We start from the raw sequence: 16135 nt of genomic DNA on the forward strand, positions 1-16135 counted from the left end.
CAATCTTCTTATTGCTCGATTGCTTCGTTTACTTTATCTTCTGTATGAACTTCAAATTTGTCATCAACATAATCAACAGTAACCAATTTATTTTTAAAGTCTTCTCCAGATAGAAGTGCTTCACTTAAAGTATCCTCAATATTCTTTTGTATACTTCTAGACAGTGGTCTCGCACCATATTCTGGGTCATAACCTTCTTCAACAATACGTTCTGTTGCACGGTCTGTAACTTCAATATGAATATTTTGATCAGTCAATCTTGTTCTTAGAGTATCGATCATCAAGCTAACAATTTCCTTAAGATGTTCTTTCTCCAACTTATGGAAGACAATAATGTCATCTATGCGGTTGATGAATTCTGGTCTGAAGGTGTTTTTAAGCTCTTTCATCATCGTGCTTCTGATGTTTTCATAGCTTTCTGATTCTTGACCACCAAAACCAACAAATCTCTGATCCTGTAACTCTCTAGCACCAACGTTAGAAGTCATAACAATGATGGTATTACGGAAATCGACCGTACGACCATTAGAATCTGTTAGTCTTCCATCATCTAACACTTGTAGTAGTAAATTAAAGACATCTGGATGTGCTTTTTCTATCTCATCAAAGAGAATGAGTGAGTATGGTTTTCTACGTACTTTTTCAGTCAATTGTCCACCATCATCATAGCCCACATATCCCGGTGGTGAGCCTACTAGGCGTGAGACAGAATGTTTTTCCATATACTCGGACATGTCCACTCTAATCATAGCGTCATCTTCACCAAACATCGCCTCACTTAAAGCTCTGGCTAATTCAGTTTTACCGACACCTGTAGGTCCTAAGAAGATAAAACTACCGATTGGTCGTTTAGGATCCTTCAAGCCAGCTCTGGCACGTCTGACTGCCTTGGAGATAGAGTTAACTGCTGTATCTTGACCTATCACTCTCTCATGCAGGATGGATTCTAAGTTTAAGAGACGGTCCGACTCATCTTCAGCAATTTTAGAAATCGGAATTCCTGTCATACCAGCTACAACTAATTCAATATCTTGAGCTGTAACTGATTGCGCGGATTGTCCTTGTTCTTTCTTCCAATTTTCCTGACAATCTTTAACTTCTTTTTCAATCTTAGTCTGTTGATCTCTAAAGTTTGCAGCAGCCTCAAACTCCTGACTTTGTACAGCGGCGTCTTTTTCTTTTTTCACCGCTTCTAGGCGTGTCTCTAGATCTTTAAGATCTGGCGGAGTTGAATAACTACGCAGTCTCACTTTAGATGATGCCTCGTCGATTAAATCAATCGCTTTATCTGGTAAGAAACGATCCTGAATATAGCGACTACTCATACGAACAGCTGCATCAAGCGCTTCATCAGTAATCGTAATTCTATGATGCGCTTCGTAGCGGTCGCGTAGACCTTTTAGTATTAAGACTGCATCTTCTTCATTAGGTTCATCTACCATCACTGGTTGGAAACGACGCTCTAAGGCAGCATCTTTTTCAATATGCTTACGGAACTCATCTAAAGTAGTTGCACCAATACACTGCAATTCACCACGAGCGAGTGCAGGTTTTAGAATATTAGAAGCATCAATTGCTCCTTCTGCACCGCCAGCACCAATTAAAGTATGAAGTTCATCGATAAAGAGCACAACATTGCCAGCTTTATGAATTTCATCCATTACTTTTTTCATTCTTTCTTCAAACTCACCACGATATTTTGTTCCTGCAACAACTGTTCCCATATCGAGTGACATGACTCTTTTGTTTTTTAAGTTCTCTGGCACTTCAGCATTGACGACTGATTGTGCAAGCCCTTCAGCAACCGCTGTTTTACCGACACCAGGTTCACCGATTAAGACCGGATTATTTTTTGTCCGGCGGCTAAGCACTTCAATAACACGAGTAATTTCTTTAGATCGTCCAATTACAGGATCTAATTGTTCTTCTCTTGCCATCTGTGTTAAATCTCGTGCTAAAGAGTCTAGAGTTGGCGTATTGGTATCTTTTTGAACGCTAGCGTGTGATTGGAAAGATTCTGGGTTTCCAAGCATCTTAATCACTGCTGCTCTCGCCTTGGTAATATTTAAGTCAAGGTTAGCGAGCACCCTAGCTGCAACACCTTCACTTTCTCTAATTAATCCGAGTAGTAGATGTTCTGTCCCTACAAAATTATGGTGTAATTTACGCGCTTCATCCATTGATAATTCAATGACCTTTTTAGCACGCGGTGTATAGTGAATAGATGATGCTTTTTCTGTGCCTATCGTTATTAAATTGTGCACTTCTTCATTGACACGTTGTTCGTCAATATTAAACGATGCCAACACTTTAGCAGCTATGCCCTCTTTTTCTTTAACAAGACCTAGCAGTAAATGTTCTGTGCCTATATTCGAGTTTTTTAGAGTGATGGCTTCTTCTTGTGCATAAGCAAGCACCTTTTGTGCGCGCTCTGTAAGTTTTCCAAATAGCATCTCTTATTCCCCTCCTAATAATTCGCGTGTTAGGCTAGCTCTAGCACTTTCATGTGTCATCATCGGCCGATTTTCATCTTTCTTGTTATTCATATAACCATTAATAAAAGCCGGTTGAATCAATTGAAACCATTCTTGAAAGTTAAAATTATCGATATCAATATAACCGATATCGATACCTAACTTCACATTAGATAGATGTCTAGCTGCCTCTTTTAAATTCAGTTTATACGCGTATTGTAAAATACCAAATGAGCGGTTAACCGCATCACAAGTATCCAAAGTTTTTAAGTGTTCTCTTGCGATTCTTTCTTCTTCGACTAAGCGATTCTTCAAATCATTTAAGTTATCTATAATATCTATTTCATTAAAGCCTAAAGTTACTTGATTTGATAGTTGATAAACTGAACCAAGTGGCTCAGACCCTTCACCATAAATCCCTCTTAAGGTATAACCAAAACGAGTTAAGTTATGATGAAAGCCTTGAATACGTTTGAGTGCTGTTAAGGCAGGTAAGTGCAGCATCACTGACGCTCTAAGTCCAGTCCCAACATTACTCGGACAAGCAGTTAAATAACCATATTGTTCATCAAAAGCATATTCAAGCTTATTTTCTAATGTATCATCTATTGCGCTTGCTTTCTCATATAAAGTCTCAAGGCTGTCATTCATACTTAACACTTGTAGACGTAAGTGATCCTCTTCACCAACCATAATTGACAGATTTTCGTCAGAGTTTAACAAAACATGTTGTCCAGACTTTGCAAATCTTGGACTAATCAGATGTTTTTCTACTAATAATGCTCTGTCCTCTAGGTTATACTTAGACAAATCAAGATACTTTAAGTCTGGTAAACTTTTAGCAACAAGCTTTGATATAGCTTCGATATCTTCATCATCTTCTAGCATATGAGTAAAGGGCACACCCTTTATATTACGCGCTAATCTGATGCGAGAAGACATCTCAATTTCTGTATTTTTAGCATTAAGAAGCCAAGAACTCGTTTTTTTATTCATCCTGCCCACCGTCCTTCAAAGCCTGAATGCGGTCTCTAATCACCGCTGCTTCTTCGAAAGCTTGGGTGTCTATTTTTTCACTTAACAGTTTTTCTAAAGACTGAATATCGCGTTTTAAACGTAAAGAATCTTCAGCTTGTACAGGAATCTTACCAGCATGATGATGTTGGTTCAATTGAACACGTCTGACAATCTCTGGTACATGATCTCCGAAATACTCATAGCAATAACTACAGCCAAACAATCCATTATTAACGACACTTTCAATTGTGGAGCCGCATGATGGACAGGCCGGTACTTCAACAGTGACATTTTGAGCTTGTCTATTATGTGCAGCAAGCATACTCAAAAGTGTTTGAATATCAAATGGATTATCTTTGTTCTGTTCTTTAGCATATAGTGATTTCTCAGCGCACTGTTCACATAAGTAACGCACTTTTTCAGTTGGTCCTGAGCCTTCTGTAATATGAACTTGAGCTTCTCTCTCATTACATAACTCACACTTCATATCATCATTCCTTCGCGTAGAGTATCGCCGTAATCACTCGACGTAAAATTTTCGCTCTCAATCGGTCTCTATATGGTAATTCAATCGATAAAACTTCTCTTTCCATAACAGCATCTATAATTTGAGCTTCTCTGTAAGTAATTACTTCATTTTCGTACATGGATTGTACCAAATGGCCGGCATTTAGCTGGGAAATACTATCACCAATTAAACTCTGTAAGTGTGCTAGATACTCAGTTTCTGAATGAGTCTCTACCTTGGTAATTCTTATATAACCACCGCCACCACGCTTACTTTCTACTACATATCCATGCTCGTTAGTAAAACGAGTTTTGATAACATAGTTTAACTGTGAAGGTACACAATCAAATTTCTCAGCGATGTGCGCACGTTTAATTTCAACGACCTCATTACCGGATTTTTCAATCATTTCTTTTAAATATTTTTCTATAATATCCGACATATTACGCATTTCATCACCCCTTCTTGACCTACTTTGACTAAAGTATACAATCTGCGCCACTGATTAGCAAATGAATTGATTAAAAAAACTAAAAAACGCTTTATTAATGTAAACGATTGCAGTATAATGACTAGGTATCGCAGAAATGTGCCATTTAGTATATAATTTACAAGTGCAATCATTTTCAGGGATCAATACATATTAATATTAAATTATTGGAGGCTTTCAAAATGAGCATTGTTATGGGAATAGTTGGTATACTATTCACCGTCTTCCTAGCTTGGATTGCAAGTAGCAACAAAAAAATTGCATTCAAACACTGGAAGAATATTATTCTACTCATCATTTTACAATTTGTAGTGACGTTTTTATTCCTAAACACCACGGGTGGACAAACAGCTATCTTAGCTTTGGCTAATGGTTTCGATCATTTACTCGGTTTCGCTAGAGAAGGTGCGACCTTTGTCTTTGGTGACCTGTTAACAAATGCAGAAGGTGAACCTGCAGACGTATTCCTATTTAACGTTTTAATTCCTATTATTTTCATTTCAGCAATTATTGGGATTTTATCGTTCACAAGAATCTTACCATTTGTTATTAAAGGCATCGGATTTGTCTTAACTAAAGTGACTGGCATGCCTTACATTGAGTCATATAACGGTGCGGCATCTATGATGTTAGGTCAATCTGAGGTTTTCGTTTCTCTAAAAAATCAGTTACCTAAGCTATCGACTCAGCGTTTATATACTTTATCTGCTCAAGCAATGAGTTCAATTTCTCTATCAATTGTCGGTGCATTCTTTACTATGTTAGACCCGCAATATGTTATCATCGCTATCGTCTTGAACTTATTCAGTGTTTATATCATCGTTCATATTATTAATCCATACGATGAAGTTGTTGAAGACGGAGATGTAGAAATTTCTACAAATCCTGAAAAGGGGAAATCATTCTTCCAAGTACTTGGCGACTACATCATCGATGGTGGTAAAATCGTTCTTGTTGTTGGTGCAATGCTAATTGGATTTATTGCCTTGATTGGTCTTCTTAACCAGTTGTTCTTATTAATTCCTGGTTCAAGTCTGACTTTCCAAGACATTCTAGGTTACATCTTTATGCCAGTAGCTTTCCTTATGGGGATTCCTTGGGCAGAAGCTCAAACTGCTGGTTCTTTAATGGCAACTAAACTAATCACAAACGAATTCGTCGCAATCTTAGAATTCATAAAAGTTGCTGAAGGTCTTTCTGCCAAGACTCAAGCAATGTTATCAGTATTCCTAATCTCATTTGCTAACTTTGGTTCTATCGGAATTATCGCTGGATCTGTTAAAGGTCTACACAGCGAAAGTGGTGACAAAGTTGCAAGATTTGGACTTAAATTAGTATATGGTGCGACACTTGTATCTATACTTAGTGCTGTTATCGTTGGTTTCTTCTATTAAAAATAAGACAAAATCCCGGTGGATATCCACCGGGATTTTTTTAACCTAAAGCAACATCTAAGACCATCATGACTGAAAAACCAATCAAGAATGCAAAAACTGCTGCATCTGAATGCCCATTCTTTTGGGTAGAGGGAATAACTTCTTCAACTACGACGAAAATCATTGCCCCAGCACCTGCTGCAAGCGCATAAGGTAAGAGTGGTTCTATAGCACCGATTAAGAGCACACCAATAACAGCCGAAATCGGCTCTACAATAGCTGACATCCAACCCCAAAAGAAAGCTCTAGGTTTTGATGCCCCATCTGCCCTAAGTGGCATAGACACCGCTGTACCTTCAGGTATGTTTTGTAAACCAATACCAACGGCCAAGGTCAGTGCACTCGCCAACATGACGGGATCTCGACTTAAACCAGCTGCACCAAAGAGAATACCAATCGATAAACCTTCAGGAATGTTGTGAAGTGTAAGTGATGTAACTAAAAGTGTACTTCTTCTAGAATAATCAATAGAAATACCTTCTGCATCCTTTTCTCCACGGTGACGGTGAGGAATAATTTTATCGAATAAATAGATAAAAAGTGCCCCTGCTAAAAATCCAATGAGAGCAGGAAACCACTCTCCAATAGGATTATCTGCACTCGCTTCTATTGCTGGTGATAATAAAGACCAAAAGCTTGCTGCTACCATAATCCCACCAGCAAAGCCGAGTGTAATATTCAGGAAGTTTTCACTGACTCCTCTAGTTAAAAAGACGACCGCTGCACCAAGTCCAGTCATAGTCCAGGTGAACAAGGTCGCTATAAGCGCCTGTTGCCAAGGTTCTAAAGTCATTAAAAAATCTAACATATACAATCTCCTTAGCATTTAATAAATAATATTATAACCCTTTTTATAAAAATATAGTACCTTAGAATACTCAGTGTTATAATTGATTTCCAGGAGTTTAAGAGAGTAAGGAGACACAGTAATGACAATAAAATCAACTATCGCTAAAAACGCAGGAAAATTAGTTGGATACTTTTTAACCAAATTCACTAATGGTGGTAGTAGCTTGCCAGGTAAAGTTGCTCTAACACTTGATAAAAATCTATTGAGAAACTTAGCTGCCTCTTATACGGTTATTATTGTAACCGGGACAAACGGCAAAACCTTAACTACAACCTTAACTACAAATGTCTTATCAAAAAAATATAACAATATTATTACTAACCGTGCAGGTTCTAATATGAAACAAGGTATAGTCGGTGCCTTCTTAAATGCACCTAGAGTGACTAAGAATGCGGTAGCAGTCTTAGAAGTAGACGAAGGATCCTTAAAGAACGTAGTGGAAGAATTACAACCGAAATTATTTGTACATACTAACATCTTTGCAGATCAACTCGACCGTTACGGCTCTATTGACAACATCTATAAACTATTAACAGATGCGGCAGATACTGTTCCAGATGCGACGGTTCTCGCAAATGGAGACTTACCATTGTTCAATTCAGTAGAGATGAAGAACCCGCAAAAGTTTTTCGGTTTTGAAGTCGGTGTAGACAAAGTTGATGCAGACAACTCAACTAGTCACTGCTCAGTTTGCGGCCATAGCTTAGAATACAAGTCACAAACATACGCTAACCTAGGAGACTATTACTGTCCTTCATGTGGTGCTAAACGACCTACTCTTGATTATAAAGTGACAAAGGTCGATGAATTAGATGTTACACATTCGACTTTCTCTATAGACAATCAGAACTTTACCATTCACAATGCTGGAGTCTACAATATTTATAATGCACTCGCAGCCTATAGTGTAGGTCGCTTGTTCGATGTAGAGGTCGATTCAATTAGAGATGCATTCTCCACAAGTGAACGTGTCTTTGGTCGCCAGGAAGTCATTGTTGCCAATGACAAGAAAATCATTTTAAATGTCGTCAAAAATCCAGTAGGTCTCGATCAAGTGCTCAACTTAGTCAAACTTGAAAAAGAGCCTTTCACTTTAGTCGCACTGCTCAATAACCGTCCAGCCGATGGTGTTGATCTGGCTTGGTTAAATGATACTAACTTTGAGTCATTAACGTCTTGTGATATCAAGCACATTATTACAGGGGGTATTGCAGTTGATACCATGACTGAGCGTCTTGTTAAGGCAGGCTTTGAGTCTGATTCTATAGAGCGCACTCACTCTTTAGAAGACGCTGTAAGAGCAATCGAAAACGCGCCTACAACTCAAGTTCATATGCTAGCCACTTATACTGCTATGCTTGAAATTCGTAAAGCCTTAACCGATAAAGGCCATTTAAAATAAACATCATAAATACAAAGACACCTCAAAAATAAAAGATACTTTTGAGGTGTTACTTTATTAAAAAAATCACTACGCCAGTTGTCCGCTTGGATAACATTGTAGTGATTGTCATTTGGAGTGGGCCTAAGTGGACTCGAACCACCGACCTCACGCTTATCAGGCGTGCGCTCTAACCAGCTGAGCTATAGGCCCTTAAATCTGATATATAATATTAATAAAACAAAAAAATAATGGAGCGGAAGACGGGATTCAAACCCGCGACCCCCACCTTGGCAAGGTGATGTTCTATCACTGAACTACTTCCGCATCATAAATGGTGGAGAATGACGGGCTCGAACCGCCGACCCTCTGCTTGTAAGGCAGATGCTCTCCCAGCTGAGCTAATTCTCCAAGAGCAAAATCAAACTAGAATTTATTTTACAGATTTTATTGACGACTGTCAATATATTTTTAACATATAATTAATAATTATCTCACAAAAATTTAAGAGATAAAAAAAGAAAGTCAGACTTTATAATCTGACTTTCATATTTTCAAATCACTTATCTATCTCTCATAGTTGGGAAGAGGAGAATGTCGCGGATTGATGCTGAATCTGTAAGCAGCATAACCAGACGGTCAATCCCGATTCCTAAACCACCTGTTGGTGGCAAACCATATTCCATAGCTTCTAAATAATCTTCATCCATTTCATGTGCTTCATCGTTACCTTGTTCGCGCTCCTTCATCTGTGATTCAAAGCGTTGTCTTTGATCAACAGGGTCATTTAACTCAGTAAAAGCATTGGCGTGTTCACGGCGAACAATAAATAATTCAAAACGATCCGTAAATCTAGGGTCTTTATCATTTTTCTTAGCAAGTGGTGAAATTTCAACAGGATGTCCGAAAACAAAAGTCGGTTGAACAAGTTCTTCTTCAACTTTTTGTTCAAAGAATTCATTAAGAATATGTCCATACTCCATGTTATCGTTTATTTCAACACCATGTTCTTTAGCAGCTTCTCTTGCCTCTTCTGTCGTTTCAATGTCATAGAAATTGACACCGGTGTATTCATTTACGATATCTACCATGTGCACTCGTTTCCAGGCTGGTGCAAGATCTATTTCTTCACCATCATAAACTATTTTAGTTGTGCCATTCACTTTTTCAGCGATATAAGCAACCATCTCTTCAGTGAGCTTCATGATATCCTCATAGTCTGCATAAGCTTCATACAGTTCCATCATCGTAAACTCAGGATTGTGACGCGTAGAAACACCCTCATTTCTGAACACACGTCCAATTTCATACACTTTTTCAATTCCACCGATAATGAGACGTTTTAAATGCAACTCTAAAGCTATACGTAAGTACAATTCTCTGTCTAATGCATTATGATGCGTGATAAAAGGTCTCGCTTGGGCTCCACCTGCTATAGAATGCAACATTGGTGTTTCTACTTCTAAGAAACCAATGCTATCTAAATAATTACGCATTTCTTGAATAATACGACTACGTTTAATAAATGTCTCTTTTGAATCTTGACTTGTAATCAAATCTAAATATCGTTTACGATATCGTTCTTCAATGTCTTTTAAGCCGTGATATTTATCAGGTAAAGGACGAAGAGACTTTGTTAATAAGGTAAATTCGCTAGGTTTAACAGATAATTCTCCAGTGTTTGTTTTAAACATTGGTCCTTTAACCCCAACAAAATCACCTAAGTCTGCTTGATTCCAAAGCTCAAAAGCCTCTTCACCAATTTGATCTTTTCTTACATAAATTTGAATTTGGCCAGAGATATCTTGAATATGCGCAAAACCGGCCTTACCTTTACCACGTTTAGTCATGATTCTTCCAGCAATCGCAGTAATTGATTCATTTTCTTTTTCTGCTAATTCTTCTTTAGTGTATTGATCCCATTCTTTTTTCAGCTCTTCTGCTGTTGCTAATCGTTCAAAACGTTTACCAAATGGGTCTAAACCTTTTTCTTTTAAATGTTCCATTTTTTCAAGGCGTACCGCCATCTGATCATTAAGTTCCTCTGTCACTATATTCCACTCCTAAATTTTTTTCGTGAATTTATTGTTCATTATCTAAATTTTCTTTAATCTTACCAATTGAAATATGCAATTTAGGGTGCTCTCTCTTACTCGCTATTTCATCCATTGGATCGATGACAAATGAACGTAAATGCATTTCTGGATGTGGCACTTTTAAATCTGCCAAATCCAATTCCAAATCTTCATAGAGAAGAATGTCAATATCGATTGTTCTAGGTCCCCATACCTCTGTTCTCACTCGACCTAGTTCATGTTCAATACCGAGCACTGTTTCCAATAAATCTAATGGCGATAAATTGGTGTCTATTTCGATTGCCATATTAATAAAGTCTGGTTGATCTGTCTTACCATAAGGTTTGGTTTCGTATCGTGAAGAAATCTTTGTCACTTCAATGCCGGTCACTTCAGATATTTTATTTATCGCTTGTTTTAAGTTATCTTTTCTATCCCCGACGTTGCTACCGAGTCCAAGATACGCAATTGCCATTATCTTTCCCGCTTTCCTTTTAAGGTGATTCCCACACTGTCGTAATTACCGTCAATTGGTGGGTTAGGTTTTGTAATAGTGGTTTCTACCTCTACTATTTTAGCATATCGGTCAAACAGCTGTGCATTGATTTTTCCTGCTAAATGCTCTATTAAACTTACCGCTTCTCCTTTGACGATTGTTTCAACTAGTTCATAGACTTCACCATAATGAACAGTTTGTGATAAATCGTCAGTTCTAGCCGCCATTGACAAATCTAAGTGCAGTACGAGATCTATAATAAAATATTGTCCCAGCACTCTTTCTTCTTTGATTGCCCCGTGATACGAGTAAATCTTAATACCATTAATATGAATTTTATCCATTATAAATCACCTTTTAATTTCATGAAGACATCCGCACCTTGCCTGTTCATTTTAACATTATGAACGCGCACAGCTTTCACACCAGCTTCAATACCCATTATCGTTGTCGCAAGCGTTGCTGCATCTCTTTCATCCGCGTCTGTTTCATAACCAATCAGCTTTTTAACCATACGCTTACGACTCGTCGCTAACAGAATTGGGTAACCAGTATCTACTAAAGCTTTTAAGTTACGCATGACCGTTATATCTTCTTCTCTAGATTTCACAAAGCCGATGCCTGGATCCAACCATATATTTTCTTTTTTAACACCTTTAGCTAGTGCCTTATCAGCAGATTCTTCTAGCTCCTTGATCATATCTAAAACCACATCATTATAGCTCGCATGCTCGTTATTATGCATTAAGAAAATTGGCGCATCAAACTCTGCTACAACATCTAAAATTTTCTCGTCATATAAACCTCTCCATTGATCATTGATCATAGTAGCGCCTGCTTCTAATACTGCTCTTGCAACTTCTGAGCGAAAGGTATCCACAGAAATGTCTACAGTAATACCTGCCTGTCTGATTGCTTTAACAACAGGTACAGTACGTTCAATCTCAGTATCAATAGAAATCTCTGTATAGCCACCAGGACGTGTTGAATATCCTCCAACATCTATGATATCCACACCCTCTTTGACCATTTCTTTAGCACGTTGAACTGCTGCTTCAACGGTATTGTATCGACCACCATCACTAAAGGAATCTGGTGTCGTATTTAAGATACCCATAACTTTCAATCTATCCATCTACAACAACCTCTACTTAATTAAATTGAATAGTCATATTATAACATGTTTATTTTCACTTGCTTGTCAGTCTGCTCTATATTCTAAGAAAGTAAAAAAACCTCGTCCAAATGGACGAGGTTTTTAAATGAATTTTAATCTTCAAAGTTAAATAGAGGAGTAGATAAATATCTTTCTCCATTAGACGGTAGAACAACAACAACGTTTTTATCTGGACCGAGTTCTTTTGCTACTCTAAGACCAGCTAAGACTGCAGCACCAGATGAAATTCCACCTAAGATACCTTCTTCTCTACCAAGAGCTCTTGCTGTATCCATTGATTCATCGTTCTCGATAGTAATGATTTCGTCATAAATATCAGTATCCAGTGTACCTGGAACGAAACCTGCACCGATTCCTTGAATTTTGTGTGGTCCTGGTTCTTCACCACTTAAAATCGCTGAGTCAGTTGGTTCAACCGCAATAATTTTTACATCTTTAAAGTTCTCTTTTAGAACTTTACCAGCACCTGTAATAGTACCACCTGTACCGATACCAGAAACAAAGGCATCGATATTGAAGCCTGCACCATTAGCTTGTTCAACAAGCTCTTTACCTGTTGTTTTGGCATGAATTTCAGGGTTTGCAGGGTTTTCAAATTGCTGTGGCATAAAGAAGTTTTCTTTTTCAGCTAATTCTCCTGCTTTTTTAATTGCACCTTTCATACCATCCGCACCAGGCGTTAAGACAAGCTCTGCCCCATAAGCTTTTAAGAGGTTACGGCGTTCTTTACTCATTGTATCTGGCATAACTAAGACTGCTTTGTAACCTTTAGCAGCAGCTACCATTGCCAGTCCAATTCCAGTATTCCCACTTGTCGGTTCAACAATTGTAGTATCCTTGTTGATTTTTCCTTCTTTTTCAGCAGTTTCAATCATATGAAGCGCAATACGATCTTTTACAGAACTACCTGGATTCATAAATTCTACTTTAACATAGACATTTGCAGAGTTTTCATCAGTTAAATTATTAAGTTTTACTAACGGCGTATTCCCAATTGTTTCTAAAATATTATTATAGACTCCACTCACAATTAAACACTCCTATTCCTAGTTTGTAACTATGATTAACATATCATTAATAGGAGTCAAATTCAATTAATTAGTGTGTGATAAGTTCTGTTAATTCTTCTTTAGTAATCCATTCTTTATTGCGACAGAAGTGACAATCAGCTTCTGCTCCACCATCTTCTTTAATCATTGCCATAATCTCTTTTGGATCTAGGGCAGCAATTGCATTGATGAAGCGTTCTTTAGAACAGTTACACTCAAAGCTTACTGGCATCTCACTTAATTGACGCCAATTTTCTTTACCAATAGCTTGATCGATTATTTCATTCGGACTTAAACCTTCAGCTAATAGCTTAGATACTGGTGTCATCTCTTTCGCTCGGTCATTGAGCCAATTAATAGTCTCTTCACTAGCTGATGGTAATACTTGGATGATAAAACCACCTGCTGCTTGAATCGTATTATCTGGGTTGACTAGTACTCCAAGTGCAACAATTGATGGCACCTGTTCACTTGCATAGAAGTAGTAAGAGAAGTCTTCCCCTAATTCTCCTGAAACAAGTTCCGTTGAACCTACAAAGTTATCTTTAAGACCAATATCTTTAGCTACTCTTAAATAACCATTAGTTCCAACTGCTCTTCTTACATCTAACTTTCCTTGGTCATTCAAGTCAAAATGAACTTGTGGATTTCCTAAATATCCTCGCACATGACCGTGTGCATCACTGTCGACAACAATCGCACCAATTGGGCCACCGCCCTCTATAGTAATTGTGTTTTTGTCATCACCTTTTAACATTGCGCCCATCATTACACCCGCACTCATCGTTCTACCAAGTGCAGCTGCAGCTGTTGGATACGCAGCATGTCTTGTGACTGCTTCATTTATAGTATCTGTTGTATCTACAGCAAAAATCCTAACTTCATCATTTAATCCCAATCCTCTAATCAGATGGTCTGCCATAATATTTCCTCCATAATTCCTGTTTTCTATCATGCATAATATATCAAACGTCAAAGATAGTCAATTCTAATGCTTGATATTCAGTAGCAAAAAAATAAGCGTAGCCTTTGCTACGCTTATTAAAGATTTTATCGATCGATATTTCTATTTGGATCTTCGTTATCTTTAAGTTCTCTGTCAACCTCATCTTCATTATCTTCTACCATATCTGGACGTTCTTCTGGTTCGTCTTCTGGTGTTTCTTCATCATGATGAGAAATTTTTTCTTTAACTTCTTCATATGAAGCGCCAGCTTTTTCATCATTATCATCTACAACATCGTGATCTTCTTCATCGTAGTTTCTTTCAGGTAATTTACCGTTGTAGAAAAGACCTTCAATTTGTTCTCTATCAAGCGTTTCTACTTCTAATAATGTTTCTGCAATTAGAGTAAGTTGCTCTTTATGTTCAGTTAGAATCTGACGGCAACGCTCATATTGAGTTTTAACGATATTTTGCATTTCTTGATCAATTTCGTAAGCAATACTATCGGAGTAATTCGCATCATTAGACATATCTTTACCTAAGAATACTTGTCCGTTAGATTCTCCAAATTGAATTGGTCCAAGCTTATCACTCATACCATATTCGGTCACCATACTACGTGCCAAGCTTGTTGTTCTTTGGAAGTCATTTGAAGCACCAGTTGAAACTTCACCGAAGTTAATTTCTTCTGATACACGACCGCCGAGTAGACCAACAATTTTATCTTCTAGTTCTGGTTTCGTCATGAAGTAGCGGTCTTCCTTAGGAAGCATTACTGCATAACCACCAGCTTGTCCACGCGGTACGATTGTTACTTTATGGACGGTTTCAGCATCATCTAAAACCATACCGATAATTGTATGCCCTGCCTCGTGGTAGGCCACAATATTTCTTTCTTTCTTACTCATTACGCGACTCTTCTTAGCTGGACCAGCAATCACACGGTCTGTAGCTTCGTCAACGTCACGCATATCTATAGCTTTCTTATTCTGTCTTGCTGCGACAAGTGCCGCTTCGTTTAATAGGTTCTCAAGGTCCGCCCCAGAGAAGCCCGGTGTACGTTGTGCAATCGCAGCAAGGTCAACAGTCTCATCAAGTGGTTTATTACGAGCATGAACTTTAAGTACTGCTTCACGACCTTTAACATCTGGACGACCGACTTGAATTTGTCTGTCAAAACGACCTGGACGTAATAGTGCAGGGTCTAAGATGTCAGGACGGTTAGTAGCTGCAATCATAATGATTCCTTCATTATCAGAGAAACCATCCATTTCAACTAGTAGTTGGTTTAGTGTTTGTTCACGCTCATCGTGTCCACCACCAACACCAGCACCACGCTGACGACCCACTGCATCAATCTCATCTATAAAGATAATACAAGGAGAGTTTTTCTTAGCGTTCTCAAATAAGTCACGTACACGTGAGGCACCGACACCAACGAACATCTCAACGAAGTCTGAACCACTGATTGAGAAGAATGGTACGCCTGCTTCACCTGCAACGGCTCTAGCGATTAATGTTTTACCAGTACCAGGAGGACCAACTAATAGTACCCCTTTCGGAATACGTGCTCCGATTTTGTCGAATCTGCGAGGATCTTTTAAGAAGTCTACAACTTCTACAAGTTCTGCCTTTTCTTCGTCTGCACCGGCCACATCGTCAAAACGAACTTGTTTTTTACTTTGGTCATAAAGCTTAGCCTTACTCTTACCAAAGTTCATCATGCGGCCACCGCCGCCTCCGCCGCCACCTTGTGCTTGTGACATTAGGAAGATGAACAAGAAGAAGATAATTAGTAATGGAATAATAGTAAATAACATACTAGTCCAAGGACTTGGTTCCTCTTCAGGCTCAACATTAAATGTCAGCCCATCTTGTTCACGTGCTGTTTGTGTAATTTCTTCTATATCACTTGCACTATTATATGGCACAACTGATGTAAATGATTCTGTATCACTTTGGTCTGTTAAGCGACCACTTACTAAATAAACATTATTTTCAGGCTGCAATGTTAACTCAGCCACTTCGCCAGCTTCTAGGGCATCTCTGAACTCATTATATTGGAGTTCTTCTTCAGTGCCGCCAGTACCGTTGAAACGTTGGAAAATCCCAAACATAACAACTGTTAAGATAGCGATAATTAATATATTACGGCCAGTATTCTTAGGCATCCATAATCCTCCATTTCTAATACATTACAAAAAATAGTAACAAAAAACACCTTTAACTTCCAATG

General features: G+C 38.2%; 14 protein-coding genes and 3 tRNA genes. 2 read left to right on the plus strand and 15 right to left on the minus strand.

All coding sequences use genetic code 11. The features are described from left to right. Positions 1-8: 8 nt before the first annotated feature. From JEOSCH030_RS03540 to JEOSCH030_RS03555, 4 genes are read right to left on the minus strand one after another with little or no spacing between them, the layout of a single operon-like run. Complete coding sequence (locus JEOSCH030_RS03540; protein WP_185125240.1) at positions 9-2453, minus strand: ATP-dependent Clp protease ATP-binding subunit; 2445 nt, start codon at positions 2451-2453, stop codon at positions 9-11. A gap of 3 nt (positions 2454-2456) precedes the next feature. Next, positions 2457-3470, minus strand: coding sequence for a protein arginine kinase (locus JEOSCH030_RS03545; protein ID WP_185125241.1), 1014 nt, complete (start codon positions 3468-3470; stop codon positions 2457-2459). Beyond that, positions 3463-3978, minus strand: a complete 516-nt coding sequence (locus tag JEOSCH030_RS03550) for a UvrB/UvrC motif-containing protein (RefSeq protein ID WP_185125242.1) — start codon at positions 3976-3978, stop codon at positions 3463-3465. The genes JEOSCH030_RS03545 and JEOSCH030_RS03550 overlap by 8 nt, the downstream gene beginning before the upstream one ends. A 4-nt stretch (positions 3979-3982) precedes the next feature. Then, positions 3983-4450, minus strand: coding sequence for a CtsR family transcriptional regulator (locus tag JEOSCH030_RS03555; RefSeq protein ID WP_185125243.1), 468 nt, complete (start codon positions 4448-4450; stop codon positions 3983-3985). A gap of 221 nt (positions 4451-4671) precedes the next feature. On the opposite strand from JEOSCH030_RS03555, the gene JEOSCH030_RS03560 reads away from it, so the two are divergent. Further along, positions 4672-5883 carry a NupC/NupG family nucleoside CNT transporter gene (locus tag JEOSCH030_RS03560; RefSeq protein ID WP_185125244.1) on the plus strand — a complete coding sequence of 404 codons (1212 nt, stop codon included), beginning with the start codon at positions 4672-4674 and terminating at the stop codon, positions 5881-5883. Positions 5884-5923: 40 nt separating this feature from the next. Here the strand turns inward: JEOSCH030_RS03560 and JEOSCH030_RS03565 are convergent, their stop codons facing one another. Further along, positions 5924-6733: a ZIP family metal transporter gene (locus JEOSCH030_RS03565; RefSeq protein WP_185125245.1), complete on the minus strand. Its 810-nt coding sequence runs from the start codon at positions 6731-6733 to the stop codon at positions 5924-5926. A gap of 121 nt (positions 6734-6854) precedes the next feature. Here JEOSCH030_RS03565 and JEOSCH030_RS03570 point away from each other — a divergent pair, with 121 nt between their 5' ends. Next, positions 6855-8177: a MurT ligase domain-containing protein gene (locus JEOSCH030_RS03570; protein ID WP_185125246.1), complete on the plus strand. Its 1323-nt coding sequence runs from the start codon at positions 6855-6857 to the stop codon at positions 8175-8177. Positions 8178-8295: 118 nt separating this feature from the next. On the opposite strand, the gene JEOSCH030_RS03575 is transcribed toward JEOSCH030_RS03570, so the two are convergent. The 10 genes from JEOSCH030_RS03575 to ftsH form a co-directional block, all read right to left on the minus strand. After that, positions 8296-8369 (minus strand) — tRNA-Ile (locus tag JEOSCH030_RS03575). Between the two features lie 39 nt (positions 8370-8408). Beyond that, positions 8409-8483: transfer RNA gene (locus JEOSCH030_RS03580), tRNA-Gly, on the minus strand. A gap of 8 nt (positions 8484-8491) precedes the next feature. Further along, a tRNA-Val gene (locus JEOSCH030_RS03585) sits at positions 8492-8567 on the minus strand. 152 nt (positions 8568-8719) lie between these two features. Next, the gene (lysS, locus tag JEOSCH030_RS03590; RefSeq protein WP_185125247.1) at positions 8720-10207 is read right to left on the minus strand and encodes a lysine--tRNA ligase; all 1488 of its coding nucleotides are present in this window, start codon (positions 10205-10207) and stop codon (positions 8720-8722) included. 31 nt (positions 10208-10238) lie between these two features. Continuing rightward, positions 10239-10706 carry a 2-amino-4-hydroxy-6-hydroxymethyldihydropteridine diphosphokinase gene (gene folK / locus JEOSCH030_RS03595; RefSeq protein WP_185125248.1) on the minus strand — a complete coding sequence of 156 codons (468 nt, stop codon included), beginning with the start codon at positions 10704-10706 and terminating at the stop codon, positions 10239-10241. Continuing rightward, positions 10706-11071 (minus strand): dihydroneopterin aldolase, encoded by a 366-nt coding sequence (folB, locus tag JEOSCH030_RS03600; RefSeq protein ID WP_185125249.1) that lies wholly within the window; start codon positions 11069-11071, stop codon positions 10706-10708. The genes folK and folB overlap by 1 nt, the downstream gene beginning before the upstream one ends. Then, positions 11071-11862, minus strand: a complete 792-nt coding sequence (folP, locus tag JEOSCH030_RS03605; RefSeq protein WP_185125250.1) for a dihydropteroate synthase — start codon at positions 11860-11862, stop codon at positions 11071-11073. Before folP ends, folB begins: the two co-directional genes overlap by 1 nt. Before the next feature lie 134 nt (positions 11863-11996). Beyond that, positions 11997-12932 carry a cysteine synthase A gene (gene cysK, locus JEOSCH030_RS03610; protein ID WP_185125251.1) on the minus strand — a complete coding sequence of 312 codons (936 nt, stop codon included), beginning with the start codon at positions 12930-12932 and terminating at the stop codon, positions 11997-11999. Positions 12933-13002: 70 nt separating this feature from the next. Then, on the minus strand, positions 13003-13875 hold the full coding sequence (gene hslO / locus JEOSCH030_RS03615; RefSeq protein ID WP_185125252.1) for an Hsp33 family molecular chaperone HslO: 873 nt from the start codon (positions 13873-13875) through the stop codon (positions 13003-13005). 128 nt (positions 13876-14003) lie between these two features. Continuing rightward, positions 14004-16070 carry an ATP-dependent zinc metalloprotease FtsH gene (gene ftsH / locus JEOSCH030_RS03620; protein ID WP_185125253.1) on the minus strand — a complete coding sequence of 689 codons (2067 nt, stop codon included), beginning with the start codon at positions 16068-16070 and terminating at the stop codon, positions 14004-14006. Between the last annotated feature and the right edge of the window lie 65 nt (positions 16071-16135).

Source organism: Jeotgalicoccus meleagridis, from assembly GCF_903994045.1.
Classification (GTDB): Bacteria; Bacillota; Bacilli; order Staphylococcales; family Salinicoccaceae; genus Jeotgalicoccus; species Jeotgalicoccus meleagridis.